Genomic DNA, 17285 nt, shown 5'->3' with positions numbered 1-17285 from the left:
ACAATAAAAATGCTTTGGGAAAACTTACTCTCTCTTAATAAATATGGTGATACTAGTCTTCGTTTGCGAAAAAATGAAGATGAAACACGACTCAGTTTTGATATGGATTATGACCGTGTGGTCTTTTCAAGTGCTTTTCGTAGCTTGCAAGACAAAACACAGGTAATTCCGCTTTCAAAAACAAGTTTTGTACACACACGTCTTACACATAGTATTGAGGTGTCGGTAGTGGGGCGTAGTTTGGGGCGTGCTGTGGGTAAACATGTGCTCACTAAATATCCTCACTTGCGCGAATTGGGTTACCAAACTAATGATTTTGGAGCCATTATTGCAGCAGCTGCGGTAGCACACGATATTGGTAATCCACCTTTTGGACACAGTGGTGAAAAGGCTATAGGAGAGTTTTTTCAATTCAAAAAAGGAACTGCTATCAAACATTTACTCACAGAAGCCGAGTATGCTGATTTGTGTAGTTTTGAAGGGAATGCCAATGGCTTTAGAATCCTTAACGAAACACGTTTGGGAGCAGAGGGAGGTTTAAGGCTTACTTATGCTACCTTAGGAGCTTTTACTAAGTATCCTAAAGAATCATTACCTGTACGTCCTACTGACCATATAGCTGATAAGAAATATGGTTTTTTTCAAGGCGATAAAAAATTCTTCAAAGAAGTGGCTGAAACTTTAGGACTAAAATCTAATAGTGTAAATGGTGAATTGCGTTATGCACGTCACCCCTTAGCTTTCTTGGTAGAGGCAGCCGACGATATCTGTTATACTATTATAGACTTTGAAGACGGTATCAACTTAGGGCTTATAAGTGAAGATGTAGCCTTAGAGTATTTAGGTGGTATCATCTCAGATAAGATAAATACTCATAAATATAGCAAACTACAAACTAAAGAAGAACGTATTGCTTATTTGCGTGCAGTTGCTATAGGAGCTTTGATACAAGATGCTACTGATATTTTCCTGCAAAATGAAGATGCAATCTTGGCAGGAGAATTTCACCAGTCGCTTTTATATGATAGTAAATATCGCCACCAAATCACTGATGTAATAGATTGTAGTGTGGAACGTATATATCAATCCGATGAGGTAGTAGAAAAAGAAGTGTCGGGCTATGTGGTTTTACAATATTTATTAGATATCTTTTTTACAGCTATTATCAATCAAGAAAACGGACGTGAAACATCATTTGATAAACTTTTGCTTAAAAAGCTACCTGAAAAGTATCGCAAAAATGGCTCGTTATATGACAAAGTGATGGGTATTACTTGTTATATTACAAGCCTTACCGATAGTAAAGCAGTGGAATTACATCTAAAAACAGCCAATACAACCTTTAATATCTAATACTTTAATATGTTTATTATCAGATATATTATGAAGGAAGATTAAAAAAAGTTTAAAAAAACGCTCTAAAAATTTGCAAGTAATAAAAAAAGTAGTACCTTTGCAACCGCAATGAAGAAATGAATTGCACAAATTTACTGAAGGTCTGGTAGTTCAGCTGGTTAGAATACATGCCTGTCACGCATGGGGTCGCGGGTTCGAGTCCCGTCCAGACCGCTTCATAAGATTTAGTTGTGTTGTTTTGTGTAAATATTTTTACACGGGTTTATAGTAAACCAATGAAAGCTTTCCTTTCTCCAAGGAGAGCTTTTCTTTTTAAGTGAGATTTAGAATATAATTTACCTTAATTCTCTAATAATAAAAAAGCTACCTATAAACTTTATAGGTAGCTTTTTAGAATTTTAATTATTAATCTAATCCTCGTGTTCTTCTAAATAAGCTTTCCTTACCTTCTTAAACAGCTCCGATGAATACACAAAGTCAGTAACTACTTCGTTATCGGTGCGGAAAATAGTTTCTTTAGTGCCTTCCCATTCTTTATAACCATTTTTTAGGAATACAATCTTAGCCCCTATTTCCATTACTGAGTTCATATCGTGAGTATTGATTACGGTGGTGATGTTAAATTCTTCGGTAATTTCCTGAATGAGGTTGTCTATCACAATAGAGGTCTTAGGGTCTAGCCCTGAGTTAGGTTCATCACAAAACAGATAGTTGGGTTGGTTTACAATCGCACGAGCAATAGCTACCCGTTTCTGCATACCTCCAGAAATTTCTGATGGTAATTTATCATCAGCATTTACTAAGTTTACACGACTCAATACTATATTAGCACGCTCACGTATTTCCTCAGGTGTTTTCTGAGAAAACATCTTCAAAGGGAACATCACATTCTCGAGCACTGTCATAGAGTCGAATAAAGCGCTCCCTTGGAATACCATTCCCATTTTTTGACGCAAGGCTACTCGTTCTTTGCGTTTCATATCAGCATACTTCACTCCATCGTAAATAATGTCGCCTGAATCAGGGGTAAAAAGACCTAAAAGTGATTTGAGGAACACAGTTTTACCTGAACCACTTTGCCCGATAATCAGATTCGTTTTACCTTTTTCAAAAGTAGTAGAAATACCTTTGAGCACTTCAGTTCCATTAAAAGATTTATGTAAATTTTCTACTTGTATCATATTTCTGCCGAAGCTACCACTGCCTCTTTGTTTATTTTCTTCACCAAGCCTTGTAGCACTTTGCCAGGTCCTACTTCAATAAATTCGGTAGCACCATCAGCAATCATCTGTTGTACACTTTGTGTCCATTTCACAGGAGCAGTAAGTTGCTTGATGAGGTTCTTTTTAATGTTAGCTTCATTGCTTACAGCCGTAGTAGTTACATTTTGGTATACTGGACAAAGTGGTTTATGGAAAGTCGTTTGCTCAATCGCTGCTGCCAATTCTTCTTCGGCAGGTTTCATCAGTACTGAGTGAAAAGCTCCACCTACAGGCAATACAAGAGCACGCTTAGCACCTGCTTCTTTCATCTTTTCGCAAGCTGCTTCTACAGCTTTGAGTTCACCTGAAATCACCAACTGACCTGGGCAATTATAGTTGGCAGGGGTTACAATTCCGTCAACTGTTGCACAAAGTTCTTCAACCTTACTATCGTCTAAGCCTAATACGGCAGCCATTGTACCAGGTTGTAATTCGCAAGCCTTTTGCATAGCGGTAGCACGTTTGGCTACTAATTGCAAACCATCTTCAAATGAGAGGACTTCATTGGCTACTAAAGCAGAAAATTCACCTAATGAATGTCCTGCAACCATTTGAGGAGCAAAATTTTTACCGAGTACTTTGCTAAGGATTACTGAGTGCAAGAAGATAGCAGGCTGGGTAACTTTGGTTTGTTTGAGGTCTTCATCAGTACCGCTGAACATTATATCAGTAATGGAGAAGCCGAGAATGCCATTAGCTACTTCAAAAAGAGCTTTGGCTTCAGCAGATTTTTCGTATAAATCAAGCCCCATACCTACAAATTGGGCTCCTTGACCTGGGAAGATGTATGCTTTCATTTATTTTTATTTTTATAAGATTGAAAGTACAAAGATATTACTTTTCTATAAGAATGCCAAATATTTGCGTCAAAATATCTTTAGCGACTTCTTCTTTAGTTTTTAAAGGAAAACTGATTTGTTTTTCTTTAGTAATAAAAGTAACTTTATTGGTATCAGTACCAAAACCCGCTCCTGCATCGCGCAACGAGTTGAGAACAATGCCATTTAAGTTCTTTTTCTCCAATTTGGTTTGGGCATTAGCTACCTCATTTTCAGTTTCTAAGGCAAAACCTATAAGCGTTTGGGTAGTTTTGATTTTACCCAAAGATGCCAATATATCGACCGTAGGTACTAAGGTTAGGCTAAGATTACCGCCTTTCTTTTTAATTTTTTCGGGGGCTACAGTTTCAGGCGTATAGTCAGCTACAGCTGCAGCGAGGATAGCGATATCACAAGTAGAGAATTCGGTTACAGTAGCTTCGTACATTTGCTGAGCGCTTACCACCCTATGCAAGTGAATTTGTGAGTGAATATTCTTTTCCGAAGAAGGGCCTAATATTAAATGCACCTCAGTGCCTTGTCGTACGGCTTCATTAGCAAGAGCAATCCCCATTTTCCCAGAGGAGAAGTTTCCTATAAATCGCACGGGGTCGATAGCCTCATAAGTAGGCCCTGCTGTGATAAGTATTTTTTTACCCTTAAGAGGAAGATTTTCGGAGAGTGTGTTCTCTATAAACAGCACTATATCTTCGGGCTCAGCCATACGCCCTTGCCCTACAAGTCCGCTAGCAAGTTCACCATAAGTAGCAGGAATGATATGATTACCATAGGATGCTAATTTTGCTAAATTCTCGGCAACCGTAGGATGAGCGTACATATCTAAATCCATTGCAGGAGCGACAAACACGGGAGTTTTCGCTGAAAAATAAGTCGCCAACAGCAGATTGTCGCATACGCCGTGTGCCATTTTAGCAAGCGTATTGGCAGTAGCAGGAGCGATGAGCATTGCATCTGCCCAGAGTGCTAACTCCACGTGGCTATGCCAATCGCCCTCGGGAGAGGAAAAACTTGTGAGTACAGGGTTTTTAGATACTGTACTAAGGGTAAGAGGTGTTACAAACTCTTTTGCATTCTCAGTGAGAATTACTTTTACATTGTGCCCATTTTTGGTGAGCAAGCGCACTAATTGAGGTGTTTTATAAGCCGCTATACCCGCAGTGATACCAAGTACTATATTCATAATTTAGAAATATAATTAAAAAAGGCTCTAAACGGCAAGCGGATGCTTACTGCTTAAAGCCTAACAAATAATCTATAAATACCCAATTCTATTCGGCTTCACGGTAATAAATCTTACCTTCAAGCCATTCTTTTACAGCAATAGCTTGTGGTTTAGGTAGACGCTCATAAAAGCGAGATACCTCTATTTGCTCTTTATTCTCAAAGATTTCCTCCAAGCTATCATTATTAGTAGCGAAAGCCTCTAATTTTTCTACCAATTCCTTTTTAATTTCGGCATTTATTTGGTTAGCTCTCTTAGCAATAATAGAAATAGCTTCATAAATATTACCCGTAGGTGCTTCTATAGCCGATTTGTTATAAGTAACAGTAGTGGTAGGAGCATCTATTTTCTTAAAATCCATAATGTAGTTATTTTTGTGATATAAAACTTTTTAATGATGTGTTTATTTTAGCAAGCATATTCTCTGCTTCCTTCTTGTATTTAGTTTCAGGATAGGCACGCAATAAGTTGTCGTAAGCTTCTTTAGCGGTATTGAGGCGTTCCTCTTTTTTAGTCTCTATACTATTGATAGCCCACTCGTAAGCTGAATGCAAGCGCGTGTACAACGCATCTTCTCTAAAAGCACTACCTGGGTTATTAGTCAAAAAATTGTCTAACGATTTCATTGCTGCTTGATAGTCGCGTATTTGGTCGTATTGTTTAGCTATTTCAAACTCTTTTTTCTCTAAGCGAGTCACCAAGTCTAAGGCTAACTCGTTAGCTTCTTTAGCATATTCACTATCAGAATATCTATCCAAAAAGTATTGTAATTTCTCAAGAGCCTGATAGGTATAAGTTTGGTCTACACTATATTTAGGAGTTTCCAAGTAAAGCGATTTTGCTTCTAAGAAAGCCGACTCTGTAGCTTTTTCGCTACGAGGATATAATTTCTGAAGTCGTTCAAACTGATAAGACGCCAAACTGTATTGTTTTAGCTGATAGTAAGAATCTCCAAACATATAATAAATACGTTCTCCTTGTGGCTTACCCGCATATTCTGAAGCTATTTGTTCAAAAAGGCGTGTCGCTTTTTTATATTTTTTAGCCTTATATAGCTTTTCAGCCTCAGTGTATTTTACGCTTCCTTCTTTTGATTTCAAGGCCTTTTGATACTCTCCACACGAAGTAAAGAGCACAGTCAGAAGACCGATGATGATATATTTTTTTATTAACATTCGGCAAAAGTAAAAAGTTTTTCTGATATAACAAAATTATGTGAGCATTCCTCCATCAACATTGAGCACTTGCCCTGTGATGTAAGCCGACATATCAGAGGCTAAAAACACACAAGCATTCGCTACATCTTCAGGTTGTCCGCCACGTTTTAGAGGGATAGCATCACGCCAGCTTTGTACTACTTTTTCGTCAAGTACAGCCGTCATTTCGGTTTCTATAAAGCCTGGAGCGATAGCATTGCAACGAATATTTCGAGAACCTAACTCTAAGGCAATCGATTTGGTAAAGCCGATAATTCCCGCTTTAGAAGCCGCATAGTTTGACTGTCCAGCATTGCCTTTCACGCCCACCACACTACTCATATTGATAATAGAACCTTTACGTTGTTTAAGCATAATGCGCTGTACCGCTTTGGTCATATTAAACACCGATTTGAGATTTACTTCTATTACCTTATCAAAATCTTCTTCACTAATGCGCATCAGTAGGTTGTCTTTAGTGATACCTGCGTTGTTTACTAGAATATCAACTATGCCAAATTCGGCTACTACGACATCTACAAATTCTTGCGACTGTGCGAAGTTAGAAGCATCGCTTTGGTAGCCTTTTACTTTCACACCTTTTGTAGCTAATTCTTTCTCTAATGCCATTGCAGCATCCACTGATGAACTGTACGAAAAAGCAATGTTTGCCCCGTGGGAAGCAAATACTTTGGCTATACCACACCCAATGCCTCTACTGGCACCAGTGATAATAGCTGTTTTTCCTTCTAATAATTTCATATTACTAATTTGTTAATTATGAATTGTCAATTGTTTTCAACCGCCTCTGCGCTTCACCTTAAACCCTTTTTTTTTGAGAAGTTGCATAATAGTGTCGCGGTAATCACCTTGTATGAGGATAGTATCGTTTTTCACAGTTCCCCCTACGCCAAGGTACGTTTTAAGTTCTTTAGCCAAAATCTTAAAATCGGCTTCTGCGCCATTATAGCCCTCAATTACGGTTACGGGTTTTCCTTTGCGTTTTTCGTATTTGCATAGTAAAGGCTCTTCCTGCAACCAAATATTAGAAGGAGCTTCTTGAGGTATCTCCTCTTCTATATGGTCAGGGAAAAGTGATTTTAACTGATCTCTTAAATCCATCACTATTTAGGTTGAGTGTAGCTGATACGCAATTTTACATCTTTTATAACAGTACCCAAAGGAGTAACCACTGCTGAAAATGGTATTTTTCCTTTTGTATTAGTGTTTCTCAAATATGCTCCTAAGTTAGTGTTTTTCACATTAGAAGCTACTACTATCCCTAAAGGTACATTTGTCCCTATTTCATTAACCAGATTTAAAATATGATTGGTAATCCTCAATTGGTAAAAAGCTCCTTTCCCGTTTTCTTTTTGCAATTTTCCTAGGTGATAGAGATATGAATAAGTAGACGAATCAGCATTTGATGTTGGGTCGTACTGATAATCTACAAGCACAGCTCCTGTTTGGGTGTTATAGATAAAGAGGCGTTCAGGCTCTTTTGTATAGCTTACTGAATTATCCACATATAACAATAAACTCGCATCGGTTACCATTAGTTTTTGCGACTTAATATGAGCAATATCTGTATCCGAAATAGTAATAGAAGCTGTTTGTCCTAAAGCTCCACTGAGATATATTTTACTGCTATCAGTTAAACTCTCTCCTGAATTGTTAAATAGATTTACTGTAATGCCGTTCAGTGAAAGTTCATAACGATTTTTACGAGTTTCTGTAGTTGTAGAATTCGTTCCTGAAGTTTCATAGCTATATACAATCTCTATTTTTGCATTTGCCATATTTAGGAGCATCATTAAATCCTTTGAAAAGTTAGAAGCACTGATACTAATCCCTTTAAAATATTTTTTAAATTCATTAGCGTTAGCAAGTTCGCTACTGCCTTCCTTGTTGATAATTTTTGTTTGGAAGAAATTTGTGCTTAGTGGAATACGCAACCCTGGTGCTAATACATCTTGTACTTTTTTACTTTCATCTTCACTTGTTTGTGGGTTGTCAAACTGATAGCGAGTAATAGCTTTATTACTGATAGTGTAAGTACTAGTAGTGTTAGACACAATAGAAGTACCTAAATTACTTGTAATATTAGTGTCGTTTGAATAATATATTTTAGCATTGAGATCCGTATCAATATCACTTAAAAAATAGTTCAGTTCTCTCACATTCACTTGAAAGCTCGCATCTCTATTCCCATAGATAGAATCTAACGTATATTCTACATTTTGAGAGTAAGAAGCGTTGCTATTAGAACTATTCGCATTGAAGAAAGGAATGTATAGATACGCTTCTGTAACAGTTTCGTTTTCTGATTTGTTCTCACTATTTTCAGAGGCTTGTGTTTTACTTCCAAAAGTCGGATTAACAGCTGGTAATGTTACTTGTGCCACTATGGTAGCCGATTTGGTACCAAAGGGAACTTGGCTATACTGTCCTAATAAATATCCTCCTAAACCATTAGTTTGTACCGCACTTTCTTTTACTTGGCTTACCTGAATAGTAGCTGTAAATACATTAGTGTCAAAGTTAGGATTTTTTAGCAGTCCACCATCTATCTCGTTAAAATCATTACTTGAGCACGCACCGAAAAGTGTTACTATAGTAGCGAAAAATAAAATCTTCTGTATGTTATTCATTCGTTTGTTATTTCTTTAATATTTTAGTGTAAAATTCGCGGTAAGAATCTTGGAAAGTTTCCTTATCACTGTTATAAAGCACAGGCTTTCTTAGATTTTTTAGGTAGGTTTGGAAATCCTCAGGCATATCTTCACTCACCACTACAACTCCATCCGAATACTTGATAGCGACACGCATCAAATTGTAATAAGTAGGATTTTTTAGTGGGTCTACCGTCTTTTTGCTAATACCATCAAAAGCCACTTTATTGATAAGCGTACTGTCCAAAGCCCCCTCATAATCGCTATCGAATACTGAGGTAACAATCTTACTTTCTGAAAAGATAGGTTCATCTTTGTAATAGGTGCGTAAGTAAAGAGGCAACAAAGCCGATGCCCAACCGTGTATATGAATAATATCGGGTAACCAATTGAGTTTTTTAACAGTTTCTACAATACCTTTAGCAAAGAAAATACAGCGCTCATCGTTGTCTGGGTACATATTGTTTTCCCTATCAAAGAGTGTGCCAGTGCGCCTGAAATATTCATCGTTGTCAATAAAATAAACCTGTATGCGCTCCTTAGGGATAGAAGCTACTTTAATAATCAGAGGTACATCAATGTCATTGATAATAATATTCATCCCCGAAAGGCGTATCACCTCGTGCAACTGATGACGTCGCTCATTGATATTACCAAACTTGGGCATAAAAATACGTATCTGCCCTCCATTGTTATTCACCATTCTCGGGGCTTCAAATGACATCTTTGCCAACTCACTATAAGGCGAATATGGCAACACTTCCGACGATACGTAGAGTACTTTTTTATCTTTCATAAAAAGTAATTAGTTATTTTAATTAGCTCTTAGAAGGCACAAAAGTACAAAAAATTATGTACATATCCATAATTTTATATAAGTTTGCACCCAAAAAAGATTTGATACCGATGATTTACACACACCAAAAGGAACTCCATAACCTGTTGGAACCCCTTAAAAATCAAGGAAAAACGATTGGTTTAGTACCTACTATGGGCGCTTTACACGACGGACATTTATCACTCGTAAAAAAAGCTAAACAAGAGAATGATATAGTGGTAGTGAGCATTTTTGTGAACCCTACGCAGTTTAACAATCCTACTGATTTGCAAAAATACCCGCGTACCTTAGAAGCCGATGCTCAGAAGATTGCTCAGTTCAGTAAAGAGATATTTATTTTTGCCCCTACCGTAGCCGATATTTATGGCGAAGAAGTAGTCGCTGAACCTTTTGACTTTGCAGGATTAGACAAAGTGATGGAAGGTACTTCTCGCCCTGGTCATTTCGATGGTGTAGGCACAATTGTTAAAAAACTTTTTGAGATTGTAATGCCCGATAGAGCTTATTTTGGTGAAAAAGATTACCAACAACTGCTTATTATTCAGCAAATGGTGCGACAAAAGGGCTTGCCAGTAACCATTGTTCCTTGCCCAATCGTGCGCAATGCCGATGGTTTGGCTCTCAGCTCCCGCAATGCTCTCCTCAGCGAGCCAATGAAACAGCGTGCTACCATTATTTACAGCACTCTACTCGTTGCCAAAGAACGTTTTGCTACTCATAGCCCTGCTGAAGTAGAAGCGTGGGTAAAAGAAGTCTTTGCTCAACAGCCCGACTTCACCTTAGAGTATTTTACTATTACCGATGCGCATACTTTGCAACCTATTACCAAAAAAGAAGCAGGTAAAGACTACCGTGCTTTTATAGTAGTACACGCCGAGGGAGTAAGATTGATTGATAACCTTGCTTTTTAGGTAAAAAGTAATAAAAAACTTTGCCAAAACTCTAATAGTCTCTTGTGCTACGAGCTTTGGCAAAGTTATATATCTTGTAAATAGCTAATTGATTAATTTCCCTTCGTAACTATAAATACATTTTCTTTCTCTACTCCTATCACTTCGTGTTCTACATCTACGGGTATTTGATAGGTATCGAGGTCTTTGAGCACAATTTCTTCTCCATTGATAAGAAAACGTACAGTTCCTTTCACCATAATAAGGGTTGCAGGGATACTGGTAGTGTGTTTTTTCAGCACTCCTCCTTCACCTAAAGCTATGGCTACTTGTCTCACATTCTTACCGTCTTTTACAAAATAGGTAGTTTGTTTATCATTCCGGAAAGTGAGCTTATCGGCTAAGTTTACTTTCTGTAACGATTTTACGTGTTCTACTGTTTTGCCATTCACAACTATAATGTTGTGCATTTTAAGAATGTCCTGTGCTTTGCCAGCGCGTATACCACGACGGCAAAAGAGAACAATATTCTCTTTCCCTTTTAGTTCTTGCCATCGGGCACCCATCTCTTCCAAAGGAATATTAATGGCTCCTTCAGCAGTCCCCGCGGCATATTCTTTTGGAGTACGCACATCCACAAGGGTTACGTTGCCAGCGTTGATACGCTCAGCTAAGGTCTGTGCTTGCACAGTTACAGTACATAATATCAGTGTACTCATAGTGATTATAAATTTCATTTTTTTATATTGTTTAAATGTACCAAGCAGTTAATCCGTGTATTGTTGCAGCAATTGAAGGTCCTATAATCATTGGTAATTCTTTTCTCTTAAAACCTATGATAACATCTATTATTTGTATTGTCATTGCAGTTGATAAAACTACTTTAACTACTGTATTATCAATATTAGTTATGAATGGTACTATAGCAACAATCAAACCAAAAGGGACAGCTCGCGCAGCATACATCTGAGTAAAAAATCTTTCCCCTATAGTAACCTCTTGCGATTTACTCATCCATTGAGGATAGAAAAGAACTAATATAGAAGAGATTATGCTTATTAATGATGCAAAAGCATTTAAAAATAATAAAACAATCATAAACTATTATTTAAGTTATTAGAATACTAATTATCACGACTTACAAAAATACGTAATTCACATAATCTTTACAAGATTTTATAAGTATTTTTATTACTAAGGTCAGCAACACTAAATTTCGGATTACAGTATTTTTCCTATTTTTAATATTTAACTATTACTCAAATTTCTTCACGTCTTTCTTTAGTATGCTATCGGTGTCTTGTGTCCCAATAAACTTCATTCGTTCTTCTAAGTCGTTTCCGTAGATGTTATTGATACGCGCAATCACACTATTAAAAGTTTGTCCTAATAGCGAAATATTGCTTTTGAGCTCTTCTTCTTTAAAATCTGGATTGTTCTTTACATTGTCAGCTAAAGCTTTTATCTGTGTTTGGAAAAGTCTAAGACGTGCTTTCACAGTAGGAACATTTATCTTTTCAGGGAAGGTAGCGTCATCGCTGAGTAATTCTCGTAAGGCATCTTCTATCTGCACCAACCAAAAGAATACTGAATAATAAGAGCTCTCTACTTCCGAATGTTCCCCCACAATCTTGTCCGAATACTGTCCTACTTTGTGAAAGTATTTAGCAGGAAGTTCTAAAACAGAACGATACAGAATTACATTGTCATTCTCTTTAGCATTCTCATCTAAGGAAAGTTTTATAGTGTAAGGAGCTGATTTTTTAGGTGAAAAAGTAATCTGATATCTGTTCCAATCGTCTTCTAGGGCGGTCTTTTTTACGTTGCTTGTCGAGGAGTTAAGCGTATCTAATGCAAAGGTTGCCGATAGTTCATCGGTGTTAGACTCTGAGAAATTTAGGTTTACTTTTGGATAGTTTACTTTTTTTAAAACTACAGAAAAAGTATAAGGAATGTTTGCTACCAAAAACCTACTCCATTGTAAAGAAGCTACCTCATTGTTCTTTTTCTTTTCAAACCTAAAAACAGTATCTTTCGAAGCCTCTGCGGGAGCTCGCCAATCACGTTCTACTAAGCTATTGATGTTTTCAGTTTTAGAGTTGATAGGATATAGTCTACTGTACACCAAGAGGCTATCGGGGTTTGAGAGCATTAAATCATCTGTGTTTTTAATCTTGGCAGGAGCCATCGAAACAATCACCTGCATCAGCGATTGAAAACTCTTCCAATGCTTCATATCCTCTTGAGCTTTAGGGGTAAGGTCTATTAATTTGAACTCCTCAAAGTCAATTGATTTAACTTTGTGCACTTGCCTTGTTTTGTTAGTTTCTTTGTCGTCATTACACGAAATGAAACACGTTAATAAACTGAATAATATATAAAATCTGTACTTCATAAACTCTTGTATTACTGAAAACACCAAAGCCAGACTTACTTACATAAATCTGGCTATTAGTGATAAATCTAAAACCTAAATGACTATTTAGCTAACTTGTTAATATGTTTAGCTAAACTGCTCTTTAAATTCGCCGCTTTATTAGCGTGAATAATATTTCTCTTAGCAAGTTTATCAATCATCGAAACTACTTTAGGGAAAAGAGCTTTGGCTTCTTCTACATTTTCCAAAGCGCGTAGTTTTCTCACGGCGTTACGAGCCGTCTTGTGTTGATAACGATTGCGTAAACGAGCTGCTTCGTTTCTTCTGATTCTCTTTAATGCTGATTTATGGTTTGCCATTTTCCTTTATTAGTTTTATTTTTATCGCCGTACCTTTCCTTTTGAAGATACTTCTAATAGTTGCATTTAGTAGTCCGTAGGGGAATCGAACCCCTGTTACAAGGATGAAAACCTTGCGTCCTAACCCCTAGACGAACGGACCTTGAAAATTATTGTTTAATCCAAAAAACTTAATATATGCTTGTAGTCCGTAGGGGAATCGAACCCCTGTTACAAGGATGAAAACCTTGCGTCCTAACCCCTAGACGAACGGACCATTCTACCATTAAAGTACTACTTCTCCTTTAATGCGGTGGCAAAAGTACTACTTTTTTTTATACCTGCAATATTTTTGAACATTTTTTTTACAAAAACGCTAAAATTATTTTTTAAGTGTCTTATAGTTAGTAGGTTGTTAATCTGTGTTTTTTCTATGTAAACAATTCTTTTTATTTAGTTGTTACAAATTTAGTAAAAACGTAAGCGTGTTTACACCATCGGCGTAATCCCATAGTTTAGGAGTCTGCGTTTGCCCGAAGGGTATTTCACCATCTATAAAATTATGACCTACTACACATTGTATCTTTTCTCTGTCGGTTGCTAATTTCTTTTTTAGGGTTTCTTTATTGGTGTAATATTCATAGAAAAGAGTCGCAATAGGTGAACCGTAATGTTCGTCTTCTTTCAGCAGTAAGAAACCGTTCTCAAGTAGTTTATACAAGCTCATTAGGTAAACGGCTTTGTTGTAGTCGTAGTTATTGGCGTATTTTTGTTCTTCAATAATGTCTTTATACGGGTAGATAGCCTGAAATAATAGGTCGAAATCATAACCCTGGGGTACAAATAGTTTAGAAACACTTCGGCAACCCAAGCCGTAATACAAAAAGATGTCTTTACCTAAATCCTGCAATTCCTCAGGTGTTTCTTCACCTGTAAGTACGGCTACTGAATGGCGGTTTTTCCTTATAATATGGGGTTTCTTGCCAAAGTAATACTCAAAATAGCGTGCGGTATTATCGCTACCCGTAGCTATTACTGCATCGTATTCAGTTACTTTATCATCTGTAAAAGCTACCGCTTCTGCCCATTCAGGGGCAAAAGTCCTTATCTGTGTTATGAGGTAGGGAAGTAGTACGCGGTCATCGCTGGAGAGCTTCACTATTGCCTTATGCCCTGCTACCAATACGCACAACAAATCGTGGAAGCCTACCAAAGGCAGATTACCAGCCATTATAATCAATATTTTTTTAGGCGAAGTAGTTTGTGGTAATTGATATTGCGACAGCCATTGTTGTACATTGCTTTTACTGAGGGCTTCACTCCACGATTTAAAGGCAAATGTTACATTAGCACGCGTAAACCAACTGTTCTGCTGTTCTGCTTTATCAAATATATCGTTGGATTGTTCGGTTTTAGAAAGTAGTTCCCCTAACCGAACTAAGTTGTTTATATTTTGTTGCTTCATTAGAAAGTATCTATTTTACCTTTTACCTAAAACGATGGTACTATCCCAATCCGTACACCAAACTTAGGATTACGCACCCCATTCACATCATTGAAATCGTTGCGCCATACGAAATCTACTCGTATAAAGCGAAAGTTTCCTAACCCTATGTTCTCAATCCCAAATCCGTATTCCCAATACAGTTTTTCAGGTGAATTGAATATAATATTCGTAATATTAGCTTGTTTGTTCTTGTCAGAGAGTGTTCCGTAAGCAAATCGTCCAAATATTAAACTCTTAAAGCGCGTTTTTTGCAAGAAAGGAATGCGGTTGAACAAGAAACCATCAAAATGATGCTCAAAATATCCATTGATATACGTGTCGGTAATGAAATCGTAGTAATCTAAAAGCGCAAAAGTGTTAGGAGCTGATGAATACGATTGGTTTGCAGGAGTAGGGGTTAGTGCTATCAGAGGTGCTGTACCGAATACCTTCCCTGCTTCCACGGTAGCGTGGAAAATACCGTACCCGAAAAGCGGAATAGGTTTGTAAAGCACCGTTTGCACTTTGTCGTAATCAAACTTACTGTTTAATACACCGTCTACGCCTTTGGAGTATTTAAGGGTATACATCGGGAAAAGCTTTTTGCCATAACGCTGTTCCACCCCATAGCCAAATACCTTTCTGTTGGGGGTAAAGGTAAATTGTGCCCCTGTATAAAAATTGTCGTATTCGTGAATTTCCTCGCCTGTCTTGGGATTTCGGTAGGCAATAAGGAAGTTCTCTTCGCTTGCCGAAGTAAGTTTTTGGTAAGTGCCAAATACCGAAAACTGCAAGTTAGGCACAATATCATAGTTAATAACACCTTGTACTTTCTTGTTGCGAGTAAGATAATAGTTCTCACCACGCGCAATGATAAAGTTGGTTGTCTTTTCAAAATTCAGCTCAGTATCGTCGTGCATTACAAAGGTACCCAACTGCAAATTGTCGTTCTGATAGCCTGCTCCAAAGGTAATACGCGGACTGTGAGAGATAAGGTATTTACCACTGATACCGTATTTAAACTCTTTGTCTCTCACCCCATAAGCTCCGTATACATAGGTGCGGAAGCGGTCATCGGTAGAGAAGAACGAACGAAAGCCAGCTCTTAGCCGTAAACCCTCTACGTTGTTGCTCGAGAAAGTTTGCCAAAACCTGCCAAACTGCATATAATTGCCAATAGGAATATAGCCCGACGTCACAATATCGGTTACATCACCTATCATCTTGATGCGTTTATTGCTCCCCACTTCCCGAATCAGAACTTTCGTTTTAGTGAGGTCTGCCCCTCCTAAGGTATTTGCGTCCCAATAACTATCGTCTTTGTAAAATTGATTTTTCGCAACCTTTACCACCTGCTCGTCATAAAAATTAGCAGGTTTAGGCTTGTTGAGAACAATATCCGAAAAAGTGATGTAGTTCTTTACATACAATCCCTTTTCTTCGTCTTTCTTCGTCAGGAGTGTAAAGTCCCCTTCTTGTATCTCGCGTTCAGGAAGGTAAATACTGTCGTTGGCAATGGTAAAGTATTTTTCAAAAGAAAGTCCACGTACTAAGTTAATATTCGTTTTAGCCGTAGTACGCATCTGTATCGAACTCACTATATAAGTCTTAGTGTCTACTTCAAACTTTCCCTCTAATGCTAAATCTTGGTCATCACGAGGAAAAAAGTTGATGCGATAGAACGAGCGGTCGTCTCTCTGAATTGTATCGCTCAGCACGTACAGATATACGCCATAACCAAACTCCGCTAGCGGACTTACAAAGGGCTTGTTCAGTATCATATAAGTATTGTCGTAAATATCAAAATCGTCAAACGACTGACTTACACGTTCCAATCCAAAACCTTGTTGTACAATCCCTTGAGCACGTTCAGCTTCTATGTCTACTCGCTTTTTCCCCAACTGATTGTTGCCGTAAACCGTTTCTATCTTTTCAGTGAGATACATTGGCAGAGAGAAGGTCTCTTTGTATTTCTTCTCAGAAAGAATACGCCTGATGGTGTCATATTCCTTTCCTAAAGCCTTTTTTAAGAAGATGGTATCGAGGTTGTTCACCCCCAATTCCGTTGTACTGTGTTTTTTAAACTGATACGCCGTAGCGTTTTGTAGTCCACGCTTCTTTTTATTCTTCCAAATACCTTGCAATACGGTATAGGCAGGGTTCTCTTTTTTAGACAGTGCCTTAGTAGGTTTCGCTACAACTGTTACCTCTTCGAGCAATTCCCCTTCCACCAATACCACTACCAAATCCTTGGTGTTGTCTTTGTCTAAATGTATTTTCCTAGTGTTGTATCCTATAAGTGAAACTTCTAATTCCTTTTGTCTTTTCTCCGAATACAGAGAAAACCGCCCTTGGTCGTCGGTATAAGCTCCAATGGTAGTTTTTGCAAAAATCACATTGGCATAAGCCACGGGGTTGCCGTTTTCATCAATCACTTTACCCGACACGTGTGTCTGCCCCCATACTTTTGTAAGACAGAGTATTAAACCGAATAAAAGGAGCAGTAAGAAGCGTTTTTTCATCGTATAAAATCACTTTTAAAATGCAAAGATATAAAAAATAATAAAAATAATATACAGAATGCTACTTTTCTAAAACTAAATCTACTGTATATTATTATAAGCTCTTATTTTTTGTAGACCTGCCTTTCACAAAAAAATAATACTCATCTTTCATCTATTGTTCCTTTGTCATTCGTCACCCCCGTCCCTCTTCATTCGTCATTCGTCCCTCGTCATTACTTCCCTTTTTCGTCACTCGCCCCTTGTCACTACACCCCCTCTCCTTGGGAGAGGGACGGGGTGAGGAT

General features: G+C 37.7%; 17 protein-coding genes and 3 tRNA genes. 3 read left to right on the top strand and 17 right to left on the bottom strand.

Features of this window, described 5'->3' with window-relative positions:
* The first annotated feature begins 9 nt into the window (after nucleotides 1–9).
* Together dgt and HMPREF1321_RS02835 are read left to right on the top strand one after the other, a co-directional pair.
* Complete coding sequence (dgt, locus tag HMPREF1321_RS02840; protein WP_009421305.1) at nucleotides 10–1353, top strand: dGTP triphosphohydrolase; 1344 nt, start codon at nucleotides 10–12, stop codon at nucleotides 1351–1353.
* A 142-nt stretch (nucleotides 1354–1495) separates the two neighbouring features.
* Nucleotides 1496–1569, top strand: a tRNA-Asp gene (locus HMPREF1321_RS02835).
* Between the two features lie 197 nt (nucleotides 1570–1766).
* Here the strand turns inward: HMPREF1321_RS02835 and HMPREF1321_RS02830 are convergent.
* The 9 genes from HMPREF1321_RS02830 to HMPREF1321_RS02790 all read right to left on the bottom strand — a co-directional run bounded on the left by HMPREF1321_RS02830 (nucleotide 1767) and on the right by HMPREF1321_RS02790 (nucleotide 9343).
* Nucleotides 1767–2537 carry an ABC transporter ATP-binding protein gene (locus HMPREF1321_RS02830; RefSeq protein ID WP_009421292.1) on the bottom strand — a complete coding sequence of 257 codons (771 nt, stop codon included), beginning with the start codon at nucleotides 2535–2537 and terminating at the stop codon, nucleotides 1767–1769.
* Nucleotides 2534–3415 (bottom strand): ACP S-malonyltransferase, encoded by an 882-nt coding sequence (gene fabD / locus HMPREF1321_RS02825; RefSeq protein ID WP_009421310.1) that lies wholly within the window; start codon nucleotides 3413–3415, stop codon nucleotides 2534–2536. Before fabD ends, HMPREF1321_RS02830 begins: the two co-directional genes overlap by 4 nt.
* Before the next feature lie 37 nt (nucleotides 3416–3452).
* The gene (coaBC, locus tag HMPREF1321_RS02820; RefSeq protein ID WP_009421289.1) at nucleotides 3453–4637 is read right to left on the bottom strand and encodes a bifunctional phosphopantothenoylcysteine decarboxylase/phosphopantothenate--cysteine ligase CoaBC; all 1185 of its coding nucleotides are present in this window, start codon (nucleotides 4635–4637) and stop codon (nucleotides 3453–3455) included.
* Between the two features lie 88 nt (nucleotides 4638–4725).
* On the bottom strand, nucleotides 4726–5040 hold the full coding sequence (locus HMPREF1321_RS02815; RefSeq protein WP_002670957.1) for a DNA-directed RNA polymerase subunit omega: 315 nt from the start codon (nucleotides 5038–5040) through the stop codon (nucleotides 4726–4728).
* A gap of 7 nt (nucleotides 5041–5047) precedes the next feature.
* Nucleotides 5048–5854 (bottom strand): outer membrane protein assembly factor BamD, encoded by an 807-nt coding sequence (locus HMPREF1321_RS02810; protein WP_015782608.1) that lies wholly within the window; start codon nucleotides 5852–5854, stop codon nucleotides 5048–5050.
* Nucleotides 5855–5890: 36 nt separating this feature from the next.
* Nucleotides 5891–6637 (bottom strand): 3-oxoacyl-[acyl-carrier-protein] reductase, encoded by a 747-nt coding sequence (fabG, locus tag HMPREF1321_RS02805; RefSeq protein ID WP_009421300.1) that lies wholly within the window; start codon nucleotides 6635–6637, stop codon nucleotides 5891–5893.
* A gap of 36 nt (nucleotides 6638–6673) precedes the next feature.
* The gene (locus HMPREF1321_RS02800; protein WP_009421297.1) at nucleotides 6674–6997 is read right to left on the bottom strand and encodes a translation initiation factor; all 324 of its coding nucleotides are present in this window, start codon (nucleotides 6995–6997) and stop codon (nucleotides 6674–6676) included.
* A 2-nt stretch (nucleotides 6998–6999) separates the two neighbouring features.
* Entirely contained in the window at nucleotides 7000–8526 is a 1527-nt protein-coding gene (locus HMPREF1321_RS02795) for a DUF4270 domain-containing protein (RefSeq protein WP_009421316.1), read from the bottom strand.
* Between the two features lie 7 nt (nucleotides 8527–8533).
* On the bottom strand, nucleotides 8534–9343 hold the full coding sequence (locus HMPREF1321_RS02790; RefSeq protein WP_009421288.1) for a glycogen/starch synthase: 810 nt from the start codon (nucleotides 9341–9343) through the stop codon (nucleotides 8534–8536).
* 56 nt (nucleotides 9344–9399) lie between these two features.
* Here HMPREF1321_RS02790 and panC point away from each other — a divergent pair, with 56 nt between their 5' ends.
* Nucleotides 9400–10296: a pantoate--beta-alanine ligase gene (gene panC, locus HMPREF1321_RS02785; RefSeq protein WP_050977199.1), complete on the top strand. Its 897-nt coding sequence runs from the start codon at nucleotides 9400–9402 to the stop codon at nucleotides 10294–10296.
* A 92-nt stretch (nucleotides 10297–10388) separates the two neighbouring features.
* Here the strand turns inward: panC and HMPREF1321_RS02780 are convergent, their stop codons facing one another.
* The 8 genes from HMPREF1321_RS02780 to HMPREF1321_RS02745 form a co-directional block, all read right to left on the bottom strand.
* Nucleotides 10389–11012 (bottom strand): rhodanese-like domain-containing protein, encoded by a 624-nt coding sequence (locus HMPREF1321_RS02780; RefSeq protein WP_034575571.1) that lies wholly within the window; start codon nucleotides 11010–11012, stop codon nucleotides 10389–10391.
* 13 nt (nucleotides 11013–11025) lie between these two features.
* The gene (locus HMPREF1321_RS02775; protein ID WP_034554582.1) at nucleotides 11026–11373 is read right to left on the bottom strand and encodes a hypothetical protein; all 348 of its coding nucleotides are present in this window, start codon (nucleotides 11371–11373) and stop codon (nucleotides 11026–11028) included.
* Nucleotides 11374–11530: 157 nt separating this feature from the next.
* Nucleotides 11531–12670, bottom strand: a complete 1140-nt coding sequence (locus HMPREF1321_RS02770; protein WP_002670973.1) for a hypothetical protein — start codon at nucleotides 12668–12670, stop codon at nucleotides 11531–11533.
* A gap of 83 nt (nucleotides 12671–12753) precedes the next feature.
* Nucleotides 12754–13011, bottom strand: coding sequence for a 30S ribosomal protein S20 (gene rpsT, locus HMPREF1321_RS02765; protein ID WP_002670974.1), 258 nt, complete (start codon nucleotides 13009–13011; stop codon nucleotides 12754–12756).
* A 70-nt stretch (nucleotides 13012–13081) separates the two neighbouring features.
* Nucleotides 13082–13153: transfer RNA gene (locus tag HMPREF1321_RS02760), tRNA-Glu, on the bottom strand.
* Between the two features lie 42 nt (nucleotides 13154–13195).
* Nucleotides 13196–13267: transfer RNA gene (locus HMPREF1321_RS02755), tRNA-Glu, on the bottom strand.
* A 183-nt stretch (nucleotides 13268–13450) separates the two neighbouring features.
* The gene (locus HMPREF1321_RS02750) at nucleotides 13451–14455 is read right to left on the bottom strand and encodes an acyl-CoA reductase (protein WP_009421284.1); all 1005 of its coding nucleotides are present in this window, start codon (nucleotides 14453–14455) and stop codon (nucleotides 13451–13453) included.
* A 26-nt stretch (nucleotides 14456–14481) separates the two neighbouring features.
* Nucleotides 14482–16998 (bottom strand): DUF5686 and carboxypeptidase-like regulatory domain-containing protein, encoded by a 2517-nt coding sequence (locus HMPREF1321_RS02745; RefSeq protein ID WP_009421315.1) that lies wholly within the window; start codon nucleotides 16996–16998, stop codon nucleotides 14482–14484.
* Between the last annotated feature and the right edge of the window lie 287 nt (nucleotides 16999–17285).

Origin of the sequence: Capnocytophaga sp. oral taxon 412 str. F0487 (genome assembly GCF_000271925.1) — a bacterium.
Taxonomy (GTDB): domain Bacteria; phylum Bacteroidota; class Bacteroidia; order Flavobacteriales; family Flavobacteriaceae; genus Capnocytophaga; species Capnocytophaga ochracea.
Note: the sequence above shows the minus strand (reverse complement) of the source record. Positions and strands in the feature narration are given on the sequence as shown.